The organism is Amycolatopsis plumensis (assembly GCF_042652605.1).
In the GTDB taxonomy this organism is placed as follows: Bacteria; Actinomycetota; Actinomycetes; order Mycobacteriales; family Pseudonocardiaceae; genus Amycolatopsis; species Amycolatopsis plumensis.
Genome location: NZ_JBHSJY010000001.1, coordinates 2,296,924 through 2,319,902, shown reverse-complemented (window position 1 = coordinate 2,319,902; position 22,979 = coordinate 2,296,924). Strand labels below are relative to the sequence as shown.

25 protein-coding genes and 1 pseudogene are annotated in these 22,979 nt (G+C 71.1%); 11 read left to right on the top strand and 15 right to left on the bottom strand.

Annotated features, from left to right (window positions below; all coding sequences use genetic code 11):
* Nucleotides 1–55 precede the first annotated feature (55 nt).
* Together ACFPLC_RS10965 and ACFPLC_RS10960 are read right to left on the bottom strand one after the other, a co-directional pair.
* On the bottom strand, nt 56–862 hold the full coding sequence (locus ACFPLC_RS10965) for an ABC transporter permease (RefSeq protein WP_378200267.1): 807 nt from the start codon (nt 860–862) through the stop codon (nt 56–58).
* Nucleotides 859–1,836 carry an ATP-binding cassette domain-containing protein gene (locus ACFPLC_RS10960; protein WP_378200264.1) on the bottom strand — a complete coding sequence of 326 codons (978 nt, stop codon included), beginning with the start codon at nt 1,834–1,836 and terminating at the stop codon, nt 859–861. Before ACFPLC_RS10960 ends, ACFPLC_RS10965 begins: the two co-directional genes overlap by 4 nt.
* 104 nt (nt 1,837–1,940) lie before the next feature.
* Here ACFPLC_RS10960 and ACFPLC_RS10955 point away from each other — a divergent pair, with 104 nt between their 5' ends.
* A complete protein-coding gene (locus tag ACFPLC_RS10955) occupies nt 1,941–2,957 on the top strand; it encodes an endonuclease/exonuclease/phosphatase family protein (protein WP_378200261.1) in 1,017 nt (338 codons plus the stop codon).
* 25 nt (nt 2,958–2,982) lie between these two features.
* A complete protein-coding gene (locus ACFPLC_RS10950) occupies nt 2,983–4,125 on the top strand; it encodes a hypothetical protein (RefSeq protein WP_378200258.1) in 1,143 nt (380 codons plus the stop codon).
* Here the strand turns inward: ACFPLC_RS10950 and ACFPLC_RS10945 are convergent.
* Both ACFPLC_RS10945 and ACFPLC_RS10940 read right to left on the bottom strand, forming a co-directional pair.
* Nucleotides 4,082–4,900: an SIR2 family NAD-dependent protein deacylase gene (locus ACFPLC_RS10945; protein ID WP_378200255.1), complete on the bottom strand. Its 819-nt coding sequence runs from the start codon at nt 4,898–4,900 to the stop codon at nt 4,082–4,084. The two genes, ACFPLC_RS10950 and ACFPLC_RS10945, sit on opposite strands and share 44 nt — an antisense overlap.
* The gene (locus ACFPLC_RS10940; protein ID WP_103351085.1) at nt 4,893–5,204 is read right to left on the bottom strand and encodes an antibiotic biosynthesis monooxygenase family protein; all 312 of its coding nucleotides are present in this window, start codon (nt 5,202–5,204) and stop codon (nt 4,893–4,895) included. Before ACFPLC_RS10940 ends, ACFPLC_RS10945 begins: the two co-directional genes overlap by 8 nt.
* Before the next feature lie 51 nt (nt 5,205–5,255).
* Between ACFPLC_RS10940 and ACFPLC_RS10935 the strand changes: the two genes are divergently transcribed.
* A complete protein-coding gene (locus ACFPLC_RS10935; RefSeq protein WP_378200251.1) occupies nt 5,256–6,644 on the top strand; it encodes an AAA family ATPase in 1,389 nt (462 codons plus the stop codon).
* On the opposite strand, the gene ACFPLC_RS10930 is transcribed toward ACFPLC_RS10935, so the two are convergent.
* Nucleotides 6,630–8,036, bottom strand: coding sequence for a M1 family metallopeptidase (locus ACFPLC_RS10930; protein WP_378200247.1), 1,407 nt, complete (start codon nt 8,034–8,036; stop codon nt 6,630–6,632). The genes ACFPLC_RS10935 and ACFPLC_RS10930 overlap by 15 nt on opposite strands.
* 75 nt (nt 8,037–8,111) lie before the next feature.
* On the opposite strand from ACFPLC_RS10930, the gene ACFPLC_RS10925 reads away from it, so the two are divergent.
* Nucleotides 8,112–8,858 carry an alpha/beta fold hydrolase gene (locus ACFPLC_RS10925; protein ID WP_378200244.1) on the top strand — a complete coding sequence of 249 codons (747 nt, stop codon included), beginning with the start codon at nt 8,112–8,114 and terminating at the stop codon, nt 8,856–8,858.
* Nucleotides 8,859–8,986: 128 nt separating this feature from the next.
* Here ACFPLC_RS10925 and ACFPLC_RS10920 read toward each other — a convergent pair whose 3' ends face one another.
* The 5 genes from ACFPLC_RS10920 to ACFPLC_RS10900 form a co-directional block, all read right to left on the bottom strand.
* Nucleotides 8,987–9,943, bottom strand: a complete 957-nt coding sequence (locus ACFPLC_RS10920; protein ID WP_378200241.1) for a peptidoglycan recognition protein family protein — start codon at nt 9,941–9,943, stop codon at nt 8,987–8,989.
* A gap of 63 nt (nt 9,944–10,006) precedes the next feature.
* A complete protein-coding gene (locus ACFPLC_RS10915; protein ID WP_378200238.1) occupies nt 10,007–10,882 on the bottom strand; it encodes an HhH-GPD family protein in 876 nt (291 codons plus the stop codon).
* 9 nt (nt 10,883–10,891) lie between these two features.
* Complete coding sequence (locus tag ACFPLC_RS10910) at nt 10,892–11,824, bottom strand: glycosyltransferase (RefSeq protein WP_378200236.1); 933 nt, start codon at nt 11,822–11,824, stop codon at nt 10,892–10,894.
* Nucleotides 11,825–11,869: 45 nt separating this feature from the next.
* Nucleotides 11,870–12,361, bottom strand: coding sequence for a beta-class carbonic anhydrase (locus tag ACFPLC_RS10905; RefSeq protein ID WP_378200233.1), 492 nt, complete (start codon nt 12,359–12,361; stop codon nt 11,870–11,872).
* Nucleotides 12,362–12,461: 100 nt separating this feature from the next.
* On the bottom strand, nt 12,462–13,562 hold the full coding sequence (locus tag ACFPLC_RS10900; protein ID WP_191315516.1) for a LacI family DNA-binding transcriptional regulator: 1,101 nt from the start codon (nt 13,560–13,562) through the stop codon (nt 12,462–12,464).
* 180 nt (nt 13,563–13,742) lie between these two features.
* Here ACFPLC_RS10900 and ACFPLC_RS10895 point away from each other — a divergent pair, with 180 nt between their 5' ends.
* Genes ACFPLC_RS10895 through ACFPLC_RS10885 form a run of 3 tightly spaced genes read left to right on the top strand, consistent with a single transcriptional unit; the run spans nt 13,743 to nt 16,384 of the window.
* The gene (locus tag ACFPLC_RS10895) at nt 13,743–14,651 is read left to right on the top strand and encodes a metal ABC transporter solute-binding protein, Zn/Mn family (RefSeq protein ID WP_378200230.1); all 909 of its coding nucleotides are present in this window, start codon (nt 13,743–13,745) and stop codon (nt 14,649–14,651) included.
* Nucleotides 14,652–14,653: 2 nt separating this feature from the next.
* Nucleotides 14,654–15,499, top strand: coding sequence for a metal ABC transporter ATP-binding protein (locus tag ACFPLC_RS10890; RefSeq protein ID WP_378200227.1), 846 nt, complete (start codon nt 14,654–14,656; stop codon nt 15,497–15,499).
* Between the two features lie 3 nt (nt 15,500–15,502).
* Nucleotides 15,503–16,384 (top strand): metal ABC transporter permease, encoded by an 882-nt coding sequence (locus ACFPLC_RS10885; RefSeq protein ID WP_378200224.1) that lies wholly within the window; start codon nt 15,503–15,505, stop codon nt 16,382–16,384.
* Nucleotides 16,385–16,411: 27 nt separating this feature from the next.
* Here ACFPLC_RS10885 and ACFPLC_RS10880 read toward each other — a convergent pair whose 3' ends face one another.
* Together ACFPLC_RS10880 and ACFPLC_RS10875 are read right to left on the bottom strand one after the other, a co-directional pair.
* Entirely contained in the window at nt 16,412–17,620 is a 1,209-nt protein-coding gene (locus tag ACFPLC_RS10880; RefSeq protein ID WP_378200221.1) for a DUF445 domain-containing protein, read from the bottom strand.
* A gap of 40 nt (nt 17,621–17,660) precedes the next feature.
* Nucleotides 17,661–17,987, bottom strand: a pseudogene (locus tag ACFPLC_RS10875) (DUF445 domain-containing protein); the annotation flags it as partial.
* Between ACFPLC_RS10875 and ACFPLC_RS10870 the strand changes: the two are divergent.
* The 4 genes from ACFPLC_RS10870 to ACFPLC_RS10855 all read left to right on the top strand — a co-directional run bounded on the left by ACFPLC_RS10870 (nt 17,932) and on the right by ACFPLC_RS10855 (nt 20,440).
* Nucleotides 17,932–18,264, top strand: coding sequence for a hypothetical protein (locus tag ACFPLC_RS10870; protein WP_378200218.1), 333 nt, complete (start codon nt 17,932–17,934; stop codon nt 18,262–18,264). The pseudogene ACFPLC_RS10875 and the gene ACFPLC_RS10870 overlap by 56 nt on opposite strands.
* A gap of 9 nt (nt 18,265–18,273) precedes the next feature.
* Nucleotides 18,274–19,227: a coiled-coil domain-containing protein gene (locus ACFPLC_RS10865; protein ID WP_378200215.1), complete on the top strand. Its 954-nt coding sequence runs from the start codon at nt 18,274–18,276 to the stop codon at nt 19,225–19,227.
* A gap of 178 nt (nt 19,228–19,405) precedes the next feature.
* Entirely contained in the window at nt 19,406–19,579 is a 174-nt protein-coding gene (locus ACFPLC_RS10860; RefSeq protein ID WP_378200212.1) for a hypothetical protein, read from the top strand.
* Between the two features lie 210 nt (nt 19,580–19,789).
* Nucleotides 19,790–20,440 carry a class II aldolase/adducin family protein gene (locus ACFPLC_RS10855; RefSeq protein WP_378200209.1) on the top strand — a complete coding sequence of 217 codons (651 nt, stop codon included), beginning with the start codon at nt 19,790–19,792 and terminating at the stop codon, nt 20,438–20,440.
* On the opposite strand, the gene ACFPLC_RS10850 is transcribed toward ACFPLC_RS10855, so the two are convergent.
* From ACFPLC_RS10850 to ACFPLC_RS10840, 3 genes are all read right to left on the bottom strand, one after another.
* Complete coding sequence (locus tag ACFPLC_RS10850) at nt 20,437–21,108, bottom strand: HD domain-containing protein (RefSeq protein ID WP_378200206.1); 672 nt, start codon at nt 21,106–21,108, stop codon at nt 20,437–20,439. The genes ACFPLC_RS10855 and ACFPLC_RS10850 overlap by 4 nt on opposite strands.
* 73 nt (nt 21,109–21,181) lie before the next feature.
* The gene (locus ACFPLC_RS10845; protein WP_191315524.1) at nt 21,182–21,820 is read right to left on the bottom strand and encodes a hypothetical protein; all 639 of its coding nucleotides are present in this window, start codon (nt 21,818–21,820) and stop codon (nt 21,182–21,184) included.
* 2 nt (nt 21,821–21,822) lie between these two features.
* The gene (locus tag ACFPLC_RS10840) at nt 21,823–22,836 is read right to left on the bottom strand and encodes a hypothetical protein (protein WP_191315525.1); all 1,014 of its coding nucleotides are present in this window, start codon (nt 22,834–22,836) and stop codon (nt 21,823–21,825) included.
* Nucleotides 22,837–22,979: the final 143 nt, after the last annotated feature.

Genomic DNA, 22,979 nt, shown 5'->3' with positions numbered 1-22,979 from the left:
GAACACTGTTTCTCACTCACGACCCTGGCGCTACTCACCCCCGTGTGTGCGCCTTTCAGACCCGCCGGCGGTAGGCCCAGGTGGCCAGCGGGAAGAACACGACCACGGCACCGGCCATCCAGGCCAGCGCCCCGGCCAGCGGACCGGCGACCGGGCCGCCGTTCATCAGGCCGCGCAACGCGTTGGCCATCAGGCTGACCGGGCTGATGTCCGCCCAGGCCCGCAGCCAGCCCGGCATGGTGTTCGTCTGCACGAACACGTTGCTGCCGAAGGTCAGCGGCATGATGAAGACGAACATCAGCGCCTGCGCCGAGCCCGGCGTCTTCATCAGCATGCCGACGAACACCGAGCCCCAGCAGAAGCTCAGCCCGAACGCCAGCGCGAGCAGGATCGCCACGGCGAACTCGCCGGGACTGGTCGCGATCCGGTAGCCCATGATCGTCGCCACGATCATCAGCACGGCCAGGCAGACGACGTACCGCACGACGTCGGCGAGCACCGCGCCGATCAGCGGCGCCGAGCGGGCGATCGGCATGCTGCGGAACCGATCGAACACGCCCTTGGTGACGTCGGTGTTGAGCTGCACGCCGACCGTCAGGCACGCCTGCAGGATGTTCATCACGATGATGCCCGGCACGACCATCTGCAGGTAGGCGTCGGTCGAGCCGGACAGCGCGCCGCCGAACAGGTAGACGAAGATCACCAGGAAGACGATCGGCATCAGGGTGACGTCGGCGAGCTGCTCGGGGTTCTTGCGGATCTTCAGGATGCCGCGCCAGGCCAGCGAAAGCGCGTGCTGGACACCCTTGCCGGGGCTGATGTGCCGCGGCGGGGCCGGGCGGTCGAGGGCCAGCGTCGTCATGCCAGGCTCCCTTCGAGGGTCTTGTCGTCGGCGGGCAGTTCGGCGGTGTGCCCGGTCAGGGCGAGGAACACCTCGTCGAGGCTGGGCAGCCGCAGCGCCAGCTCGTCGGCGGTGATCCCGGCCTCGTCCAGCTTGCGGACCAGGGTGGACAGCAGCACCGGGTCGTTGACCGGCGCGGTGAGCAGGCCGCTCGCGTCGTCGCGGGTCGGCCGGGCGCCGGTGAGGTCGCCGAGGATCCGGTTGACGGCGTCCATGTCGGCGAGCTGCGTCGGCCGGACCTGCAGCGTCTGCCCGCCGACGCGGCGCTTCAGCTCGTCGGCGCGGCCGTCGGCGACGACCCGGCCGTGGTCGAACACGGTGATCTTGTCGGCCAGCTGGTCGGCCTCCTCCAGGTACTGCGTGGTCAGCAGCACGGTGGCGCCCTCGGCGACGAGGCCGCGGACGACGTCCCAGACCTCGTTGCGGGCGTGCGGGTCGAGCCCGGTGGTCGGCTCGTCGAGGTAGAGCACCTCGGGCCGGCCGACCAGGCTGGCGGCCAGGTCGAGCCGCCGCCGCATGCCGCCGGAGTAGGTCCGGATCGGCCGCTTGGCCGCCTTGGTCAGCTCGAACCGCTCGATCAGCTCGGCCGCGCGGGTCTTGGCGTGGGCCCGGGAGTAGCCGTACAGCCGGCCGATCAGGACGAGGTTCTCGATGCCGTTCAGGTCCTCGTCGACCGAGGCGTACTGCCCGGTCAGCCCGATCAGGCTGCGGACCCGGACCGGGTCGTCGACCACGTCGTAGCCGCCGACCGTGGCCCGGCCGGCGTCCGGTCTGATCAGCGTCGCCAGGATCCGGACGGCGGTCGTCTTGCCCGCCCCGTTCGGGCCGAGCACGCCGACGACCTGGCCGAACGGGACCTCGAGGTCGACCCCGTCCAGCGCCTTCGTGTCCCCGTAGTGTTTGACCAGGCCCTCGGCCTGGATCGCGTGCGACATGGGCGTCCTCCTTCGCTGTCGCGTTGGTACCGACTGTGGACGGTCGCGCTGGCAGCCCGCGCACAGCGCGCTGTCAGCGGCTGGCAGCCGCTGGTGGAGATCTTGTGGAGGAGTTGTCGCAGCCCGGGCCGTCCGGTGCCGGCCTGGGCATACTCGGCAGCATGGTGGTAGCGGAACGGACGCGGTCGCGGCGGAAGAACCGGCTGGTCACCGGCCTGCTGGTGGTGCCGGTGGTGCCGTTGGCGATGCTGGCGGCCCTGCGGCTGGTCGGCTACGGCGGCGGCTGGTACACGCTGGTGGCACTCTCGTTGACGCCGTACGCGGCGGCGGCCGGCGTGCTCGTGGGCGTCGCCGCGCTGGTGTCGCGGCGGTGGTGGACCGGCGGGGTCGCGCTGGTGCTCGCCCTCGCGCTGGCCGTCCTCGTCCTCCCGCGGACGTCGGCGAGCGAACAGCGCGAGGTGCACGGCAAGACCCTGCGCGTGCTCTCCTCGAACCTGCTTTACGGCCGGGCGGACGCGCAGGCCGTCGTCGACCTGGTGCGCCAGCAGCGGATCGACGTGCTGAACCTGGTCGAGATGACGCCGTCCGCGGTCGACCGGCTGACCGCGGCCGGGCTGTTCGAGGCGCTGCCGTACCGGGTGCTGCACCCGGCGCCCGGTGCGTTCGGCTCGGGGATCGCGTCGCGCTTCCCGCTGAAGGAGGTCAACCTGACCGGTGACTCGGCGGCCAAGCAGCCGGGCGCGGAGGCCGACCTCGGCGACGGCGTGGTGGCCGAGATCGTCGCCGTCCACCCGATCTCCCCGGACGTCGACACGCAGCAGTGGGAACGCGAGATCAAGGACCTTTCGCAGCCGGCGGGCGAGCACGGCCTGCGCATCCTGGCCGGCGACTTCAACGCGACGCTCGACCACGCGGCCTACCGCACGGTGCTGGCCAGGGGCTACCGCGACGCGGCGGAGGAACGCGGCGAAGGCCTGGCCCCGACGTGGCCGTCTTCGCTGCCGGTGGTGACGATCGACCACGTGGCGGTGGACAACCGCGCGGCGGTGCTGGACTACCGCGTCTTCGACGTCCCGGGCAGTGATCACCGGGCGGTGTTCGCCGAAGTCCGCTTGCCGTGACCGGATTGCTGGCAGGCTGACCGGCATGCGAAGACTCGTGCCGCTGAGCCTGGTCCTGCTCGTCGCTGCCTGCGGGCAGCCCGCCGCCTCCGCGTCGGACGGCCCGAAGAGCGCCCTGGGCTTCGAGGTGCACGCCGGCGCGGTGCAGTTCCCGTCCGACAGCGACTGGGTCCCGACGAACGTCGGGCTGAAGGCGCTGGTCCCGGTGAACGGCTGCGTGCTCGGCCTCGGCAACTTCGCGAACGGGTACCGCGATGTCAACGCGAACTGGACCGGCGACGCGGGCTGCACGGAGCTGAAGCTCAGCCCGTCGCCGGGCAGTGGTGGACTCGGTCCGGAAGCCGCGGGCAACGGCTGGCGCGGTGGCGGGCTCCCGGCCGTGGCCGCCGTCCCCGGACCGGACGGCTCGGTGATCGGCGCCAACGCGAAGTTCGCCCGCCGGGACGCCGACGGCACGATCACCGAGCTCGGCGAGCTGCGCGGGCAGCGTGACCCGCGGGCGCTGGCCCGGTCGGGCGGCAACCTCGTGGCCGTCGGCACGGCGTTCCTCGACGGGCAGACGACCCGGCCGGTGGCGTGGGTGTCGGACGACGACGGCAAGACGGAACGCACGGTGGTCATGCCGGTCGTCGAGGGCGGCGACGGGGCGGACGCGCCCTGGTCGGTCGCGGCGGCCGGGCCGGAGCTGCTCGCGGCCGGCTTCTCGAACCCGCGGCTGCAGCTGTGGGCGTCCCACGACGGCGGCGGGAGCTGGACGGTGTCGCAGCTCGCGACGCCGTCGGACCAGACGCTGGTGTACGGGATCCTGCCCGTCGGCGGGCAGTGGCTGCTGTACGGGGAGACTTCGGACGGCCACACGCGCAAGCCGTTCGTGCGCACCGGCAAACCGGGCGCGTGGTCCACAGTGGACGTTCCCGGCCCCGGCGCGGTCGTGGCGGCCACATTGGACGCGCGGGGCAACCCCGTGCTGGCCGAGCAAACCACCGAGCCGCTGCAGGAAGGGCGGAACTGGCGTTACTGTTCGGCCGTGGTGGTGCGCGAGGGCCCGGGCTGGCAGCGTGGCGAGCTGGGCTGCGGGGAGTCCCCGGTGCGGGTGGCCGCGACCCTGGCCGACGGCCGGGTGCTCATCGCCGGAAACCGCGATCTCTGGCTGCGGCCAGCGCGGTGAGCGTTTCCAGCGCGCCGCCCGCGATCGACACCCCGCGGCCGTGGCGGATCTCGGGTTCCCGCGGGTTGATGCGGATCAACGCGCCGGTCGCCGCGCTGGCCAGTTCGGCGTAGCGGCGGACCGTCGGGACCGCCTGGCCCGCGCCCAGTTCCACCACCACCAGGTCCCGGGTGGTCCGGCGCCACGCCGTCAGCTCGTCGAGCTGGGCCTGGCTGCGGTCCGGGACCCAGGAGTGGTCGCCGAACATCAGGATGTTGGGGCGGGCCAGGCCGCCGCAGCGGGGGCACGAGGGCAGCGGTGGCACCGCCCGCATGGTTTCCGGATCGATCGGCACCGTGACGTCGTCGGCGGACCAGATCGTGGACGTGCACCCGGCCAGGCACTGCAGATGGTGGATCGAGCCGTGCGCCTCGGCCACGAACTCGAAGCCCGCCTTTTGGAACTGGCCGTCCACATTGGACGTGAACACGCGGACACCGCCGGGCACGCGTGCGCCCAGCGAGAGCAGCAGCCGGAAGCCGTCGTGCGGCACCGTCTCGCGGTACAGCGCAAGCCGGTGCCCGTAGAAGCCCCAGGCCAGCTCGGGGTCTTCGGCGAAGTGCCGCGGGTCGGCGAGCTCCTCGAACCGCAGCCCGAGCCGGGCATACGGCGGGTACGCGCGCCAGAACCCTTCGCCGCCGCGGAAGTCCGGCAGCCCGGAGTCGACGCCCATGCCGGCGCCGGCGCAGATCAGCAGGGCGCCGGCGCCGTCCAGGAGCTCCGCGGCTTCACGCACCTGGCTGCGAACCGAGGACGACCTCGAACTCCAGCAGGTTCGCGCCGGTGGACACCGGCTTGGCCCGCTCGCCCGAGTGCGCGGCCGCGGCGGGGCCGCCCTTCGCCCACGCCTGGTAGTGCTCCTCGGTCTCCCACTTCGTGTACACGAAGTAGCGCGTCTCGCCGGAAACCGGCCGCAGCAGCTCGAAGCCGAGGAAGCCGGGCTGCTCGTCGACCGAGTGCATGCGTGCGGCGAACCGCTTCTCCAGCTCGGGGCCGGCGCCCTCGGGGACCTCGATCGCGTTGATCTTCACGACACTCATGGCTTCCACCCTAGTTGTCGGCGGGGTGTGACCCGTGCCACTGTTGAGGGCATGGGGAGTACCGAGCGCGCTCTCGCCGCCGACCTCGCCCGGATCGTCCGCGCCACCGCGGACGAGGTCGCGAGCGGCGAGGGCAGCGAACTGATCGAGCGGGTGACCGGCCACCTGGGTGCGCCGCTGCCGGAAGTGGTGGTGGTGACCCGCAACTGGCCGATGTGGGAGCACGCCAACCTCCAGCGCGGGGTCGACGCCTACCTCGCCGAGCACGGCACGGCCGTCGACTGGTTCGGCGTCGCGGGCGGCCAGCGCACGCACGAAGACCTGATCGGGATGCTCGCGGTCGCGCGCAAGCAGGGCATGTACGAGCTCGGTTCGGTGGACTACACGACCACGGCGACCGGGCCGGAAGACGCCACCGAGGCCGTCCAGCTGGGGCTGGTCGGGACGCACGGCCCCGGCGGGGAACCGGTGCTGCTGGCCATCCGCGGCCCGAACCCGCAGTGGGGGATGGAGCAGTGCCGGCTGGAGGTCCTCGCGACCTCGCGGGCGACGGCCACGGAAGTGCGCGACCGCGTCGAGCGGCTGATGGCCGAGCACGACGTCCTGCGCGGGCAGGTGCTGGCCTTCGGCACCAGCGAGCACCGCGGCAACGAGCTGCTCACGTTCCTCCCGCGGCCGAAGCTGACCGGCGACGAGGTCGTGCTGCCGGAGGGCGTGCTCGAGGCGATCGAGCGGCACGCGGTCGGCATCGCCGAACACGGCGAGCGGCTGCTGGCCGCGGGCCAGCACCTCAAGCGCGGGCTGCTGCTGCACGGCGCGCCCGGCACCGGCAAGACGCACACGGTCCGCTACCTGATGGGCCGCCTGCCGGGCACCACGGTGCTCATCCTGACCGGCGCGGCGATGAAGTTCGTGGGCAAGGCGGCCGAGCTGGCGCGACGCCTGCAGCCGAGCGTGGTCGTGCTCGAGGACGTCGACCTGATCGCGCAGGACCGCAGTTACGGGCCGATGGTCCAGCCGCTGCTGTTCACCCTGCTCGACGCGATGGACGGCGTGGGCGGCGACGCCGACGTGACGTTCCTGCTCACCACCAACCGGGCGAGCGAGCTGGAGAAGGCCCTCGCCGACCGGCCGGGCCGCGTCGACCTCGCCGTCGAGATCCCGCTTCCGGACGCGGCCGGCCGCGAAGCGCTGTTGCGGCTGTACGCGCGCGGCCTGGAGCTGACGGCGGACCTCGGCCCGGTGGTCGAGGCGACAGCGGGGATGACGGCGTCGTTCGCGAAGGAGCTGCTGCGGCGAGCGTCGCTGCAAGCGCTGGCCGCGCGCCCGGACGAGGACGTCGTCGTCGGCGACGAGGAGCTGACGACGGCGCTGCGGGACATGCAGGACGCCCGCAACGCGCTGACGCGGTCGCTGCTGGGCAGTTCAGCTGCGCAGTGAGCCGGGGAAGAGGTCGGCGTCCGCGGGGAGCTTCGTGCCGCGGAACCAGGTGTCGAAGAACGCCCGCAGGTCCTTGCCGCTGATCCGCGTGGCCATCGCCTCGAAGTCCGGCCAGGTCGCGTTGCCGTGGCGGTAGCGGGACGGCCACTCGCGCAGCAGCTTGCCGAACGCCGGGTCGCCGATTTCGCGGCGGAGAGCGTGCAGCGCCAGGATGCCCTTGTTGTAGACGCCTTCGAACTCGTGGCCCTGGCCCATGTCGACCAGCTTCTGCGCCCAGAAGTCCGTGCTGCCGTGGGTGATCTCGATGGCCGCGCGGTAGCGGTCGTCCAGGTTCTGGCCCTCGCGCTCGGCCCACAGCCACTGCGAGTACGACGCGAAGCACTCGTTGAGGCAGATGTCGGACCAGCTCTTGACCGAGACCGAGTCGCCGAACCACTGGTGGGCGTTCTCGTGCACCAGCGTCGGCAGGTCGGCCCACTTCGCGTACGTCGGCCGGGTCTGCGTCTCGAGCGAGAACGGGACTTCCTCGTTCAGGAAGATCCCGCCCGCCGCCGACTGCGGGTACGGGCCGAACTTGCTGCTCAGGAACCCGAGCACCTCCGGCAGGCGGTCGCCGATCGCCCGGCGGGCTTCGGCGCCCGGCGCGTACGCCGAGACCACCGGGGTGCCGTCCTTCAGGGTCGACTTGTCGACATCGAACTTGCCGATCGCGATCGTCGTCAGGTAGGTCGCCACCGGGTTGGGCTCGGTCCAGGTGCCCGGCGGGCCCTCGCGGCCGTTGGAGAGCACCGTCCAGCCGGCCGGGACGTGCGCGGTGAGCGTGAAGGTCGCCTTGTCGCGCGGGGTCTCGTTCGCCGGGTACCAGAACGCCGCCGAGTGCGGCTCTCCGACCATGTACGCGCCGCCGTCGGCCGAGTGCTTCCAGCCGTTCTCGCTGCCGCCCTCGCGCGGGGTCTTGGCCGGGGCGCCGCCGTAGCGGACCCGCGTGCGGAACGCCGTCCCGGCCCGGATCGGCGCGGGCGGGGTGATGACCAGCTCGAAGGCCTTCTCACGACTGAACTTCGCCGGTTTGCCGTCGACCTCGACGCTGTGCACGTCCAGCCCGCGCAGGTCGAGGTCGAACCGGCTCAGGTCCTGGGTGGCCTTCGCGGTCACCGTCGTGTCGCCGTCGAGGTGCCCGCTCGGCGGGTCGTACTTGACGTCGACCTGGTAGCCGAGCGTGTCGTACCCGCCGTTGCCGTCGTCGGGGTAGTAGGGATCGCCGGCGCCGGACGCCCCCGGTACGGGGTGCATGGGCGGCGGCGGAGGTGCCGCCGTCACGGTGTCGCCGCCGCACGCCACGGCGAGGACCGCCGCGGCGCAGACAGCCAGTGCGGTGAGTCGGCGGCGCATGTCCACCACCATAGGTGATGCTTTGCGAGCGGTTGGTCACGTTCTGCACCAGGGGTTTTGTGGTTAGGTGGCCGCGTGCTCTGTTTCGGCGGCAGCGGTGTGCCGATCGTTCTGCTCCACGGTCTGATGGGCCGGGCGCGGACGTGGTGGCGGGTCGCGGAGTGGCTCCGGCCCTACGGCGCGGTGTACGGCCTCGACGCGCGCGGCCACGGCAACGCCCCGCGCGTCGGCCCATGGACGACCGAGCGCTTCGCCGACGACATCGCCGAAGCGCTGCGGACGCTCGACGCGGGTCCGGCGGTCCTGATCGGGCACTCGATGGGTGGCCTGCACGCCTGGGCGACGGCCGCGCGGCACCCGGAGCTGGTGCGCGCGGTCGTGTCGGAGGACTTCGCGCCGGACCAGCGCGGCCGGACCGTCGAGACCTGGCGCGGGTACTTCGAGAGCTGGCCGGTGCCGTTCTCCTCGCTCGACCACGTCCGCGGGTTCTTCGGCGACGCGGGAGACTACTTCGCGGACTGCGTCGAGGAGCGTTCCGACGGGTTCCACCTGGTCGCCGACCTGGAGGACCTGTACGTCATCGCCGCGGAGTGGGGGCGCCGGGACTACTGGGACGTCGTCGAGGCGATCCGCTGCCCGCTGCTGCTGGTCGAGGGCGAGCACACCGCGATGCCACCCGGCCAGCAGGCGGAAGTCGCCTCGCGGGTGCCCGGCGCCCGCCACCTGGTGGTCCCGGGCTCGGCCCACCTGCCCCACGACGAGGCCCCGGAGATCTACCGGGGTGCCGTGGAGGCCTTCCTCAGCCAGGTCCTGAACCGCTGAACCGGTCGACACGCGTGATTGCCGGGTCGACACGCGTGATCAGAGGGACGACACGCCGCACGCCGTTGTATCGCCGTGTCGACCCTCAGATCACGCGTGTCGGCTTCCTGATCACGCGTGTCGACCCTTCAGGCCCGGGCGAGGTCCGCTCGCCAGGCCGCCGCCGAGCGGTCCGCGGGGACGATCAGCGGCCAGATGTCCGCGCCGAGGAAGCCCGTTTCGTCGGTCACCTTGGTGGCGGTGCACGTGTGGCGCGGCAACCCGGCCTGAACGGACAAAGCGGCCACGGCGTCCTTTGTGGACTGCCCGAAGACGCCGTCGGTGGGGACGCCGAACCCGGACGCGCGCAGGAACTGCTGCGCCAGTTGCACCTGACGGCCCGTGTCGCCCGGCTTGAGCAGCGGCCACTGGGCCTCGGCCCGCGCCACCGGGACGCCGAGGACGCGGCCGACGGCCGTCCGCAGTTCCGGCAGCCGGTTGTAGAGCACCTGGCCGGGGCACTCGGTCGAGTTGAAGTCGCGGTGGCCCTTGATGAACTCCGGCGCGATGCCGTACTGGCTCGCGATGTAGGCGACCAGCGAAACCAGCGAGTTCCACAGCGCCGGCGGCACGTCCACCGTGCTGTAGAGGCCCTCGTTCTCGATGCCGATGACCTCGCTGTTGTGGTTGCCGACGTTCGCGCCCTGCACGTGCTGCGTGCCGCCGCGCAGGATTTCCAGGCTGCGGTGCCGTCCTTCGGTGATGAACCCGCCGCGGCTGTTCGTGAACTGCTGGCCGCTGTCGATCCAGCCGTTCTTGTCCATGTGCAGGTTCTGGATGTACCGCGAGACGTAGTAGGCGCGCGCCAGCGAGAAGTCGTCGTTCATCGGCGGGTCGACCGCGTGGTGCACGACGATGTAGGTCGGCTTGTGGTTCTCCACCACGATGGTGCCGGCGGCGGGCCGGGCGCCCCAGTCGGACGTCGGGTGGATCGCCGGTTCCGGAACGGCCGCGCCGGCCGTTCCCGTGGTCGTCATCCCCAGTGCGCCGGCCGCGGTCGCGGTCACCCCCGCCTTCAGCAGGGTCCGGCGGTCAACAGTGACCATGCGGAAAACGGTAACTCCGCAGCGCGTCAATGACAACTATTGACCAACTTTGGTTGTAGCGCGTTAGTGTTCACCCGGCAGGGCGAACAGGCCGTCGCGGGTCTGCTCCAGCAGGCCGTCGACGAGCAGGGAATCCAGGCAGCGGTCGCGCTGGCCGCCGTCGTGCCACACCTGGTCCAGGCGGGTCTTCTCGACCGGCCCCTCGCTGCCGCGCAGCACGTCCAGCAGCCGCCCGCGGACGTACCGGTCGGTGCCCGCGTACCGCTGCACCGGCTTGGCCGGCCCGGTGTACTCCGGCCGCCCGGCGTGCTGCCACGCGCACGCGTCGTAGATCGGGCAGTCCGCGCACTTGGGGGCCCGCGCGGTGCAGATCAGCGCGCCCAGCTCCATGATCGCCGCGGAAAACTTCGCCGCGGGCGCGTCTTCGGCCGGCAGCAGGGCTTCGACGTCGTTCATGTCCCGGGTGTTGGACGCCGGCCCGGCGTCCCCGGCCCCGTGCACCGCCCGCGCGACGACCCGCCGCACGTTCGTGTCGACGACCGGCGCCCGCCGCCCGTAGGCGAACGCGGCGACGGCCCGCGCGGTGTAGGCGCCGATCCCGGGCAGCGCGAGCAGAGTGTCCACATCGGACGGAACGACGTCGCCGTGCTCGCGCGCGATCACTCCGGCGGCTTCATGGAGCCGCAGCGCCCGGCGCGGGTAGCCGAGCTTGCCCCAGGCCCGCACGACCTCGCCCTGCGAAGACGCGGCCAGTGCCGAAGGGACCGGCCAGCGCGCCATCCACTCGTGCCAGATCGGCTGCACCCGGACCACGGGGGTCTGCTGGAGCATGATTTCGCTGACCAGGACGCCCCAGGCCGAGCAGGTGGGCTCGCGCCACGGGAGATCCCGGCCGTGCGCGGAGAACCAGTCGAGCAGTACGTCAGCGTCCACAGCCACGCCGGGAGGCTACTTCGCGTACTTCGGCAGCTCGCGGGCGACCTCGTCCGGCGACGGCATGGCGGCGATCTCCGCGGCGATCGCGCGGGCCGCGTCGCGGCAGGAGGACGCCTTCCGCGCCTGTTCGGCGACGGCGTCGGCGGTCAGCTCACCGGGTAGGAGCCGAACCGCGGCTCCCGCGGCCAGCAGGGCCTCGGCGTTGGCGAACTGGTCGGCGCCCTGGGGCAGGACGAGCTGCGGCACGCCGGCGGCGAGCGCGCCGAGGGTGGTGCCGCTGCCGCCGTGGTGCACGACCAGCTCCGCCCGCGAGATCGCCGCGGCCTGCGGTACCCAGGCCCGGGCCGTCACGTGGGCCGGTTGCGGCCCGAGGGGCACCCCGCCGGTGGCCACCACGACGTGCGTGCCGAGCGTGGCCAGGCCTTCGATCGCCGTCTCGAGCACTTCCAGGGTGCCGAAGGCGGTACCGAGGGTCAGGTAGATCAGCGGGCCCCGGAAGTCGCCCGGCTCGGCGAACGGCACGGGCCGCACCGGGATGCGCTCGGTGGCGAGGAAGTCCGCGTCCTGCAGCGACGGCGGGCAGATGTCCAGGTGCACGCCGCCGTCCGGACGCGTGAGCCCGATCCCGGCGGGGAACATCCGGCCGAACCCGTGCCAGAGCGATGGGATCCCGGCGCGCCGGGCGGCCACGGCCACCTCGGGGACGCCCCACCCGTGCACGACCAGGTCCGGGCGCAGCCGCTTCAGGTCCGGCTCGAGGTCTTCGGCGTAGATCTCGTAGAACGAGTCCGCGGGCCGGAACGGGTTCAGGCCTCGCAGCGACTCGTGGACGTGCTCACCGGCGGCGAAGTGCACCTCGTGCCCGATGTCCCGCGCCGCGGCCGCGAGCGGGACCATCGGGAACGTGTGGCCGGCCGACGCCAGCCCGGCGAAGAGAATGCGCATGCCGCCCCCATCCGGATGATTACACCATCCGAATGTTAGCGGGCGCTACTTGACCTCGGTGAGCTTCCCGGTCTTCACGTCGTAGACGAACCCGCGGACGTTGTCCGTGTGCGGCAGGTACGCGCTCCGCCGGACGCGCTCCACCGACGTCCGGACGCTGTTCTCGACGTTGCGGAACGCCTCGACCGCCCAGGTGGGACGCAGGCCGGTGGCTTCCTCGAGCTCGTCCTTGAAGTCGTCTTCGGTGACCATCGAAAGGCCGCACTCGGTGTGCTGCACGATCAGCACCTCGCGGGTGCCGAGCTTGCGCTGGGAAAGAGCCAGCGAGCGGATCATGTCGTCGGTCACCACGCCGCCCGCGTTGCGGAGGACGTGCGACTCGCCTTGCAGCAGACCGAACAGCTCGAACACGCGGATCCGGGCGTCCATGCAGGTCAGGACGGCCACCTGCAGCGAGGGCTTCGGGGACGACCGGTCACCCGGCGTCACCTCGCCGAGTTCCTGGTTGCGCTTGAGCAATACGTCGATCGAGGTCATCGGTCACCTTCCGGCCAGTGGCCCCGCGGCGCGGGCGTACCACTCCATTTGACCGGGTGACTACCCAGCTGAGCAATGCGTTAAGAGCAATGTCACCAGCTCAGCCGCCGAACCACGGCTCGTCGACGGTCCTCGGCGGGCCCGACGTCCGCCCGACCCGCAGCTCGGTCGGCAGGGTGATCGTCTTGGGCGCGCTCCGCTCGCCCGAGCTGAGCAGCAGCCGTCCGGCCGTCTTGCCCTTCTCCAGGACCGGCTGGTGGACCGTGGTGAGCCCGATCCGCTCGGCTTCGGCGATGCCGTCGAAGCCGGTCACGGTCAGGTCCTGCGGCACCCGCAGCCCGCGGCGCTCGGCCTCGGCCATGGCGCCGAGCGCGAGGATGTCCGAAGTGCAGATCACCGCCGTGATCTGCGGGTATGCGTCCAGCAGCTGGCGGGCCGCGGACGCGCCGTCGTCCACCGTGTGGTCGAAGCGCTCGACCACCGGGACGCCCGCCCAGTCGACGCCGGCCGCCGAGAACGCGACGGCCAGCGCCTCCAGCCGGGTGCGCTGGACGTGGAAGTGCGCGCCGCTCTGCCGCGTCGCGGAGACGAAGTCGTCGTTGCGCTCGCGGGCCAGCCGCATGCAGATCACGCCGACCTGCCGGTGTCCCAGCGTCACCAGGTGTTCGGCGATCTTGCCGACGGCGGCGGCGTCGTCCGGGCCGACGCGGTCGATGCCCTCGAGGCTCGGCTGGTCGATGATCACCGTCGGCACCGGCCGCTCGAGCACCGCGGCCAGGTGCGGGTCGTCGTCCGGGACGGAGTAGACGACGAACCCGTCGACGCCTGCGCGGTGCACCGCGGCGACGTCCTCGCGGCCGGGGCTGGCGGGCACCAGGTGCAGGCCGACGCCGGCGTCTTCGCAGGCCAGCGCCAGTCCTTCGAGCACGCCGACGGCGGCGGGGTCGCGGAAGGCGTAGGAGAGGTTCTCGGTGAGCAGCAGCCCGACCGCGCCCGCCTTGCGCGTGCGCAGGGAGCGGGCGACCGGGTCGGGGCCGGGGTAGCCGAGGCGTCGCGCGGTCTCGAGGACGCGGCGGCGCAGTTCCGGGGACAGCTGGTCCGGCCGGTTGTAGGCGTTGGACACCGTGGTCCTGGACACACCGAGCTCCGCCGCGAGCGACGCCAGTGTCGCCTGCCTCCGGGTGCGAATAGGACGTCCCATCAGCAAACCGTAACGGTTCAGATCGAATTCATGAAGAGACACCCCGCGTGGTCGATGTCTCGATCCGCATGCACGAAGACGCATACACCAAACCGGGAGCGACTGGCCAGAAAGTCATCCGGATGGGGTAAGGTGAATCTGACAACGGTTTCCATTAGCGTCTGTGTCAGGAGTCTTCCGATGAGTTCCCGCACCAGGAGCGTCCTCGCGGCCGCTTCGGCCCTGTCCGTGTTCGCCTTGGCCGCGTGCTCCGGCGGGACGTCCTCCGACGGCGGCGGCGCGCAGGCGGGCGGCGACGGCAAGGTGAAGGTCGTCGCCTCGACCGACGTCTGGGGCAGCGTCGCCAGTGCCGTCGGGGGCGAGAACGTCGAGGTCAAGTCCATCATCCACGACCCGTCGGCCGACCCGCACTCGTACGAGACGACGGCGGACGACGCCCTCGCGGCGAAGGGCGCGCAGCTGCTGCTCTCCAACGGCGGCGGGTACGACGAGTTCTTCGGCAAGCTCACCGAGCAGGCGGGGAACTCGAAGAAGCTGGTCGCCTACGACATCGCCGCGACCGGCGACGAGAACGAGCACGTCTGGTACGACCTGCCGGGGGTCGACAAGGTCGCCGACCAGCTCGCCGCGCAGCTGGGCGAGCTCAAGCCGGCGGCCAAGCAGCAGTTCGCCGACAACGCGACCGCGTTCAAGGCGAAGGTCGACGCGCTCGAGAAGCGGCTCGAAGAGCTGGGAAACACCCACCCGGGTACGAAGGTCGTCGTCACCGAGCCGGTCGCGCACTACCTGCTCGCGAGCGCGAAGATCACCGACGCGACGCCCAAGGCGTTCTCGGACGCGGTGGAGAACGACACCGACGTCCCGGCCGACGCCGTCAGCGCCTACAAGCAGCTCATCGCCACCAAGCAGGTCAAGGCACTGGTGAACAACGAGCAGACGGTGACGCCGCTGACCCAGGACGTCGTCAAGCAGGCGAAGGAAGCCGGGATCGGCGTGGTCGGCGTGACCGAAACGCTCCCCGCGGGTGTGACGGACTACATTGGCTGGATGACCGGGGAAGTCGACGAGCTGGCTGGGGCGTTGAAGTAGCCATGCCACCCATCTCCGACGACGTGCGCCCCGCGGTCCGGGTCCGTGGGGCGGGGCTCGCGTTCGGCTCGCGCACCCTCTGGTCCGGGCTGGACCTCGTCGTCGAGCCGGGCGAGTTCGTCGCCGTGCTCGGCCCGAACGGTTCCGGCAAGAGCAGCTTCCTCAAGGCGCTGCTGGGCATGCAGGACCTCTCGGCGGGCACGGTCGAGATCGCGGGCGGCCGCCCGGGCGGCGCGAACCGCAAGATCGGGTACATCCCGCAGCAGCGCGCGATCGACGAGTCGCTGACGCTGCGCGGCGTCGACCTGGTCGGGCTGGGCCTCGACGGGCACCGCTGGGGTTTCGGGTTCCCGGGCATCGCGGCACGACGTCGTCTCGTCACGTCGGCGATCGCCCACGTCGGGGCGACGCGGTACGCGAAACAGCCGGTCGGCCGGCTGTCCGGCGGCGAGCAGCAGCGGCTGCGGGTGGCGCAGGCCCTGGTCGGCGACCCCGAGGTGCTGCTCTGCGACGAGCCGCTGCTGTCGCTCGACCTCGCGCACCAGCGCGCGATCAGCGAGCTGATCGACTTCCGGCGGCGCTCGGCCGGCACGGCGGTGCTGTTCGTGACCCACGAGATCAACCCGGTGCTGCCGTTCGTCGACCGCGTGCTCTACCTGGTCAACGGCCAGTTCCGGATCGGCAAGCCGGACGAGGTCATGACCACGGCCACGCTGTCGGAGCTGTACGGCACCCGCGTCGAGGTGCTCAAGGTCGGCGGCCAGATCCACATCGCGGGCGCGCAGAGCGCGTTGTGCGAGGCCGAGCCGCACCACCACGAACACGACGTCGAAGAGCAAGTGGGCTGAGTCTTGGATCTGTTCGACTTCGGCAAGACCTGGCAGCTGATCACCGAGCTCGACGGCGTGCAAACGGCGTTGCTCGCGGCGGCGATCCTCGGCCTGGTGGCGGGGGTGCTGGGCCCGCTGATCGTGATGCGGCGGATGTCTTTTGCGGTGCACGGGACGTCGGAGCTGGCCTTCACCGGCGGCGCGGCGGCGTTGTTGCTGGGCATCGGCGTCGAGTACGGGGCACTGATCGGGGCGGTGGTGGCGGCGCTGCTGCTGGGCATCCTGGGCGCCCGCGACGCCGACCGCGACTCGGTGATCGGCGTGATCCTGTCCTTCGGGCTCGGGCTGGGCGTGCTGTTCCTGGCGCTCTACAAAGGACGGCAGGGGAACAAGTTCGGGATCCTGACCGGCCAGATCATCACGATCGACTCGACGAACCTGACGTTGTTCGTGGTGTCGTCGGTGGTGGTGCTGGCGGTGCTGGCGCTGGTCTACCGGCCGTTGCTGTTCGCCTCGGTGGACCGGAACGTGGCCGTGGCCCGCGGCGTCCCGGTGAAGACGCTGACGGTGGTGTTCGCGCTGCTGGTGGGCGTCTCGACGGCGCTGAGCGTGAAGGTGGTCGGCTCCCTGCTGGTGGTGGCCCTGATGGTGACCCCGGCCGCCGCGGCGGCGCGCGTGACGGCGTCACCGTGGAAGGCGACGGTGCTGTCGGTGGTCTTCGCCGAGGTGTCGGCGATCGGCGGGATCGTCCTGTCCCTGGCGCCGGGGTTGCCGGTGAGCGCGTTCGTGACCGCGATTTCGTTCCTGATCTACGTGGTCTGCCGGGTGCTCGCCTGGCAGCGCGACCGCCGGACCCGGGTCCGCTCGGTGGACCCCGCCCCGGACCTGGTCGCCGCCGCCTGAAGGGGCACTTTCACGTGAAAGTGCCCTTTAGCCGAGCATGAGCAGGACCTGCAGCTCGCCGACCACGAATCCGATCACCCCGCCGACGGCGATCAGCTTCCACTCGTCCTGCCGGAACGCCGGCCGCAGCAGGCCCTCGAACTCCAGCGGGGTCAGGGCCAGCATCCGCTGCTCGATCACCTTCGCCACGTCCATCGCCTCGGTGAGGTACCCCTCGGCGTACCGGGCCGTTTCCGGCAGCTGGTCGAGGGCCTTCCGGGTGGCCGCGTGCTTCATCTCGCGCAGGCGCGTGCCGCCGACCGTCCAGGCCAGGGGCAGCTGCGCGTCGACCGTTTCCGACACCAGGTGCTCCACCCGTGCCGCCAGCCGGTCGGCGCGGGGGCCGCGCAGGATCGCGTCCAGCAGGTTCCGGACGGTCAGGACCTCGGTCGCGATCAGCTCGCCGTACTGCCGCGCCACCTCGGCCCGGCGGCGCTGGAACTTGCCCTGGAAGATCACCCGGCCCACGCGCACCGGCTCGCGCGGGACGAAGATCAGCTTGATGGCCAGCCAGTCCGTGCACAGCCCGATGACCCCGCCGAAAACCGGCAGCACCCACGGTTCGCGCGTGAGCGCCCACACGATCGTCTGCACGAGCCCCAGCCCGAAGCCGAAGTAGACGCCCATCCGCGCGATGAACGCCATCTCCGGGCGGGACGTTTCGCGGATCAGCCGGACCAGCAGCTTCTTGTCGCGGGTCAGCTGCTGGACCGTCATGTGCTGGACGTCGAGCACTTCGTCGAGGTGCTCTCGGACGTCGTCGAGGAAGTCGCGCACCAGCCGCGGCGCCGACGCCTGGACCTGCTTGACCAGCATTTCCTGGGCCAGGGTCGGCATGACCTCCCACAGCCGCGGGTGGTGCTCGGCCAGCACCTCGCGCGCGATGTGGCCGACCGCGCGCAGCAGCGGCTGTTCCAGCTCGCTGGTGATGATCACCGGGTCGATCCGCTCGAGGACTTCGCGCACGTCGAGCAGGTTCGCCGTGAGCAGCTCGGTGGCGACCGCGGCCATCCGGCCGCCGTGCTTCGGGACGACGCCCTGCCAGCCGAGCAGCGGCGGGATCCCGACGAAGTCGAGGGGCCGGAACATCATCTCGATGGCGACGCGCTTGGTGACGTACCCGATCAGCGCGGCGACGAACGGCATCGCCGCGTACAGCGGCCAGTGCAGGGCGAGGTCGTGCAGGACAGCGTCCATTCCGGCCTCCCTCCCGGTCCCGAGAGCGAAACCGTACCGGCTACCCGAGCAGGGCGAGCACCTGCAGTTCACCCACCAGGCCACCGATGACCGCGCCGACGGCGATCAGCTTCCACTCGTCCTGCTTGAAGGCCGGCCGCAGGATGCCTTCGAACTCGAGCGGGGTCAGCTGCTGCATCTTCGTGACGATCGTGTTCCGGACGTCGAGCGCGCCGGTGGCGTAGCTCTCGACGTGTTTCACCGTTTCGGGGAGGAATTCGATCGCTTTGGCGGCTGCCGCGCGCTTCATCTCCTGGTACTGCCGTCCGCCCATGGTCAGCGCGACCAGCGGCTTGGCGATGCTGGCCTGCGCGTCGATCGTGCCGCGCGTTCGCCGGGATGACGCCCTGCCGGCCGAACGGCTTGACGCCGACGAACTCCAGGGGCCGGAACATCATCTCGATGGCGACGCGCTTGGTGAGGTAGCCGATCAGGGCGGCGATGAGCGGCATGGTGGCGTAGACGTGCCAGTGCGCGCCGATGTCGGCGAGTATGTCCACAATGGCCTCCGCGGTCGGGCCCCAGGATGCCATGCGTCACCGGGGGTTCCCATATCCGTGATGCATCCGTTTGGCGGTACGCATCGAAGGACCCTTGCTCATTAAGGTGGCCCGATGGTCGCGCCTGAGAAGCCCCAGTCCGCCCCGAAGACCGCCCAGTTCGCCGTGGGTGTCCGCGGCTACAACCAGCGCCAGGTCGACGAGCGTCTCGCCGAGCTGACCAAGGAGCTTCGCGAGACGTCCCGCAACCGCGACGACGCCGTCGCGACGTCCGCTGATCTGACGAAGGCGCTCGCCTACGCGCAGAAGGAGCTGGCCGAGACGAAGGCCGCCCTGGCCAGGATGAGCTCGAGCCCGTCCGGCGCGGGCGCGATGGCCGAGCGCGTCCGGATGATGATGCAGCTCGCCGAGGAGGAGATCGCGGACCTGCGCGCGGCGGCCGAGGCGGACGCGGCCTCGACCCGCGACCAGGCGGACAAGTACGCGCACGAGACCCGCCGCACGGCCGACAAGCTGGCGAAGGACGCGGAGGAGGAGCGCGCCCGCCTGCTGTCGGAGGCGAAGGCCGAGATCGAGAAGCTGAACGCGGCGGCCGGGGCGAAGAGGGTCGAGCAGGCCGCGGCGGCCGAGCGAGCCCGCAAGGAAGCGGACGCGGCCGCCGAGGCGGCGGCGGCTTCGCTGCGCGAGGAGGCGGACCGCGTCGCGGCGGAGGAGCTGGCGGCGCGGAAGAAGGCCTTCGAGGAGGAGTTCGCGCGGAGGAAGCAGGAGACGGAAGCGGCGCTGGCTTCGGCGCAGAAGTCGCAGGCTGAGGCGGACGAGAACCGGAAGCTGGCTCTGGATCTGCGCGCGAAGATCGCGGAGCGGATCGCGGCGACGGATGTGGCGGTGAAGGAAGCCATGAGGTTGCTGGCGCCTTCGGAGGACACGGCTCCGGCTTCGGCTTCGGCTGGTTCGGCTCCGGCTCCGGCTCCGGCGGGGAAGGGGGCCCCGGCAAACGGCGACCGGAAGCCGACTCCTGCTCCTGCGGGGAAAGCCCCGGCTGCACCCGCTGCTCCGGCGAAGGCCTAGTTATCCACGTCGGCTTGGGTTGTTGTTCGTTTGGGAGTCCCACCACCCCGAAGCCGGATTGTGACTACGGACGGTGGTGCCGTGTCAAGGCGGGAAAGCGTGCCTTGACACGGCACCACCGTCCGTGTTTTGGCTTCGGATCGGGGTGGCGGGGAGGTCTGGGTGGGGTGCCGGTCTCGTGCGGCGTGCCGGTTTCGGGCGGCCTGCGGCCTGCGGCCGGGCGGACCGCGGCCTGCGGCCGGGCGGCCTGCGGCGGGCGGACCGCGGCCTGCGGCCGGGCGGCCTGCGGCGGGCGGACCGCGGCCTGCGGCCCCGTGATCCTCTGCCGATGCGCAAGCCCGGCCCGACCTGACCCGGTCCAACCCCGCCCGACCCAAGTCGGCCCGGCCCGGCCCGGCCCGGCCCGACCTGGCCCGGCGGGTAACCGCTCAACCGCTCCCGGCGCCCAAGCGGCCCGGCCCGGCAAAGCGAATAAATCCCCCGCCCGGGGAGGTGGCCGAAGCCTGAGGGTGGCTGGCAGTGTTCAGCTCAGTTGCTGATCACCCACGAGACGGGACTGTGCATGATCCTCGAGACCGAGCGGGCCGCCGTGTGCGCCTATGCGCGCCGGATGGTCGGTGACGGCCTGGTCGTCGGTACCTCCGGGAACGTCTCGCTGCGGGCCGGGGACCTCGTCGCCGTCACGCCCACCGGGGTGGCCTACTCGAGCCTCACCCCCGGTGACATCGCCGTCGTCGATCTCGGTGGGCAGGTTGTCGATGGTTCGCTCAAGCCGACGAGCGAACTTCCGATGCACCTGTCCGTGTACTGGGACGTTCGTGACCCGGACGGGGAGCCCGTGACCGCTGTCGTGCACACGCACTCGCCGCACGCCACCGCCGTCTCCACGCTCGTGCGCGAAGTTCCTCCCATCCACTACATCATCGCCACCGTCGGTCCCTCGGTGCGCGTCGCCCGCTACGCCACCTATGGCACGCCGGAGCTCGCTGCCGCCGTGCTGGAGGCGCTCGAAGGCCGCCGTGGCTGCCTGATGGCCAACCACGGCACGCTCACCTACGGAGACGGCCTCGAGGCCGCCTACCACCGCGCCCAGCAACTGGAATGGGCCTGCCGCGTGTGGCTGCTCGCCCAGAGCGCCGGCCGGCCCAGCCTGCTGCCGCCGCCCGAAGTCGCCAACGTCGTCGAACGGCTGCGGGGCTACGGGCAGGGCTAGGACGCCAGTGCGTCGACCGCGTGCACCGCGTCCAGCAGCTCGGCCACCGTCGGGTCGTCGACCGCCTCCTTGATGCACTGCCACAGCTGCAGGTTCGCCGTCGCCCAGCGCGAATACGTGGCCGCCGCCTCCGGGTTGTAGAAGTAGTAGCCCTCGTCGTGGACGTCGCACTGCTCGCCGACGATCTTGTGCGCCAGCTCGCGCAGGCTCAGCCCGTTCTCGCGCAGGTACCGGTGCGCCAGCACCACCGGCGTCACCGGCAGCGCCTTGAACAACGTGTCCGCGTCGCTCAGCGCCTGCGCTTCCAGGGAAATGTCGCGGCCGCGGGTGGCCATTTCCGCTTCGTCGACGATCTCGTCGATCCACCGCGCGATCCGCGCGGGGACACCGCATTCGGCGAGGATTTCCCGCCGCAGGCTCCGGCCCGCCGCGGCCGGCGAGTTCCGGAGCACCAGGTAGTTGACGTCGTGCACCAGCGCGGCCACTTCCACCACCGCGACGTCGGCGCCGTTGTGCCGGGCGAACCCGGCCGCCTTCGCGCGGACGAAGTTCACGTGGTGCCAGCCGTGGAACGGCAGGCGGTCCGCGTACTGGCGGCAGAGCCGGTGGACCCGTTTTTCGACGGCACCGACGATCACGTGGTCGATCGTGCTTTCCTGCGTGCGCATACACCTCTCCCATCCCGGCCGTGGTGTTCAGACGGGTGGAGTAATGGTAAGCGCCGCTGACGCCGGTGTGTAGCTAGATGCGGTCGGCCAATTCCCCCAATCGGACCTCTACCGGAACGTGACGATGACCGATTCCGCTGCTCGGGTCGAAAGACAAGCTGAAACTGCTCACCGGCCGTGATTTCACGAGGAAAGTCATCGTTCCGGCGGCCGCTTCGGGGATCCGGTGGAATTCGTCGGCCAGCATGGTGGCGCACGCGCCGGCCGCGCACCGCGTCCGGCGGCGCAACCGCGCGGACGCGATCAGCCCGGTGCCGGCGTCGATCGTCGTCTCGTACCTTTCGTGCAGGTAGTCACCACGGAGGAGCGTGGTGCAGAAGTGGTACCTGTGGTTGTGCACGGAATCCGCGTACCCCTCCCGCCAGTCCTCCTGCGCCTTGTATTCGTGCAGCCAGAAGGAAAACGGGTCGGACGGCGAATCGAGCAGGCACCAGGCGAAATGGGTGGTCGTTTCCCGCGACGAGCGCAGGATCTTCGTGGCCTGCGGGGCGGACAGCGCGCGCAGCTGCGTGCGCAGCTCGTCCCGCAGCCCGGGCTGGGCGGCCCACGGCCGGAACCAGCCGTCGACCACGCGCCACTCCGAGGCGAGCGGGAACCTGGCCGTGCGCAGGCGGGTGGCCAGTTCGGAAAGGGGGGACAGGCGGGTGAGCAAGGTCAGCTCCCTAGCTCGGCGACTGCGGAGAACTCCGCGCGGAAGGCGTGGAACTTGCCCTCCAGCTCGCGGAACTGCTCCTCGGACAACGGGGATCCGGTGATCTTCTCGAACAGCGCCAGGAAATCCGTCCGCGTCGTCGCGGACGTGATGCGGAAGTGGCGGCCGGTCCGGGACTGCGAGACGCGCACGAATTCGGCGCGTTCCATGTTGTAGAGGAAGGAACCTTCGGTGAATCGCAGGGACCGCGGGTACAGCTTCGTGGCGCCGCGGACGTCGCTGTAGAGCGACACCCACACGCTGTCGTCGAACATTTCCAGCCGGTCCAGCGGCGGGTCGGCGACCACGGTGATGTCGACCGACGCGCACCGGCTGCGCGCCAGGAAGAGGCCGACGAGCCCGATCTTGATTTCTTCGTCGAGGCGGGTCTGGATCCGTTCGTAGTCGACGTCGGCCGCCTCACGGCGCAGCAGGTACCGGGCGCGCCCGCTGATCGAGTTCGCGTCGCGCGGATCGGCGATGACGGCCCGCAGTTCCCGTTCGGTGCGGGAAAGCAGCAGGCGCGCGGCCGCGTGCCGACCGGAGAACCCGCGGAAGAAGTACTGCCGGGTCGCGTCGAGGTCGGCCATCAGCGCGCGGTTGAACGCGGGGTCGGGATCGGTCGTCGCCTCGAACACGTCGGTGGGGAAGAACTCCTTGTTCAGCGCGCGGTATTCGGCGCTCAGGTCCTCCAGCGCGCGCCGGCTTTCCTCGATCACCGGCGTCACGAGCGCCTTCTGCGAGGCGCTGGCGGTGATCAGGGTCTGGCCGAACCCGACGATCGCGGAGATCAGGGTGCCGGTGCCCAGCGACGTCACCAGGTTCTTCCCGGTGCCGGGGTCCATCAGGCCGGCGATCCACAGGCTCAGGCCGGCGACCACGACGAGCACCGTGAGGAGCAGGCTCGTCCTGGTCCAGAAGATCTCTTGCAGTGGGGTACGGCGGAGGCGTCCGCCAGCCGCGGCCACGTGCTTCACCTCCCTCGAGCCACCCGAACGGACGTATGCGTAAAGTGTCTGTTCGAGCGCGGGGAGTCACTTTACGCGCCTCGGAGGGTGTGCGAAATAAGAAGTTCGGGGGACAGGGCTGACGGACAGACGTCACTCTCGGCAATAATTTA

Excerpts from the sequence above, each read along its gene's own strand:
- ACFPLC_RS10895 (WP_378200230.1), top strand. The coding sequence starts at position 13,743 with ATGAGTTCCCGCACCAGGAGCGTCCTCGCGGCCGCTTCGGCCCTGTCC.
- ACFPLC_RS10965 (WP_378200267.1), bottom strand. The coding sequence starts at position 862 with ATGACGACGCTGGCCCTCGACCGCCCGGCCCCGCCGCGGCACATCAGC.
- ACFPLC_RS10950 (WP_378200258.1), top strand. The coding sequence starts at position 2,983 with ATGCGAAGACTCGTGCCGCTGAGCCTGGTCCTGCTCGTCGCTGCCTGC.
- ACFPLC_RS10890 (WP_378200227.1), top strand. The coding sequence starts at position 14,654 with ATGCCACCCATCTCCGACGACGTGCGCCCCGCGGTCCGGGTCCGTGGG.
- ACFPLC_RS10935 (WP_378200251.1), top strand. The coding sequence starts at position 5,256 with ATGGGGAGTACCGAGCGCGCTCTCGCCGCCGACCTCGCCCGGATCGTC.
- ACFPLC_RS10940 (WP_103351085.1), bottom strand. The coding sequence starts at position 5,204 with ATGAGTGTCGTGAAGATCAACGCGATCGAGGTCCCCGAGGGCGCCGGC.
- ACFPLC_RS10910 (WP_378200236.1), bottom strand. The coding sequence starts at position 11,824 with ATGCGCATTCTCTTCGCCGGGCTGGCGTCGGCCGGCCACACGTTCCCG.
- ACFPLC_RS10855 (WP_378200209.1), top strand. The coding sequence starts at position 19,790 with ATGATCCTCGAGACCGAGCGGGCCGCCGTGTGCGCCTATGCGCGCCGG.
- ACFPLC_RS10900 (WP_191315516.1), bottom strand. The coding sequence starts at position 13,562 with ATGGGACGTCCTATTCGCACCCGGAGGCAGGCGACACTGGCGTCGCTC.
- ACFPLC_RS10870 (WP_378200218.1), top strand. The coding sequence starts at position 17,932 with ATGGTCAGCGCGACCAGCGGCTTGGCGATGCTGGCCTGCGCGTCGATC.
- ACFPLC_RS10865 (WP_378200215.1), top strand. The coding sequence starts at position 18,274 with ATGGTCGCGCCTGAGAAGCCCCAGTCCGCCCCGAAGACCGCCCAGTTC.
- ACFPLC_RS10930 (WP_378200247.1), bottom strand. The coding sequence starts at position 8,036 with ATGCGCCGCCGACTCACCGCACTGGCTGTCTGCGCCGCGGCGGTCCTC.
- ACFPLC_RS10850 (WP_378200206.1), bottom strand. The coding sequence starts at position 21,108 with ATGCGCACGCAGGAAAGCACGATCGACCACGTGATCGTCGGTGCCGTC.
- ACFPLC_RS10905 (WP_378200233.1), bottom strand. The coding sequence starts at position 12,361 with ATGACCTCGATCGACGTATTGCTCAAGCGCAACCAGGAACTCGGCGAG.
- ACFPLC_RS10960 (WP_378200264.1), bottom strand. The coding sequence starts at position 1,836 with ATGTCGCACGCGATCCAGGCCGAGGGCCTGGTCAAACACTACGGGGAC.
- ACFPLC_RS10920 (WP_378200241.1), bottom strand. The coding sequence starts at position 9,943 with ATGGTCACTGTTGACCGCCGGACCCTGCTGAAGGCGGGGGTGACCGCG.
- ACFPLC_RS10880 (WP_378200221.1), bottom strand. The coding sequence starts at position 17,620 with ATGGACGCTGTCCTGCACGACCTCGCCCTGCACTGGCCGCTGTACGCG.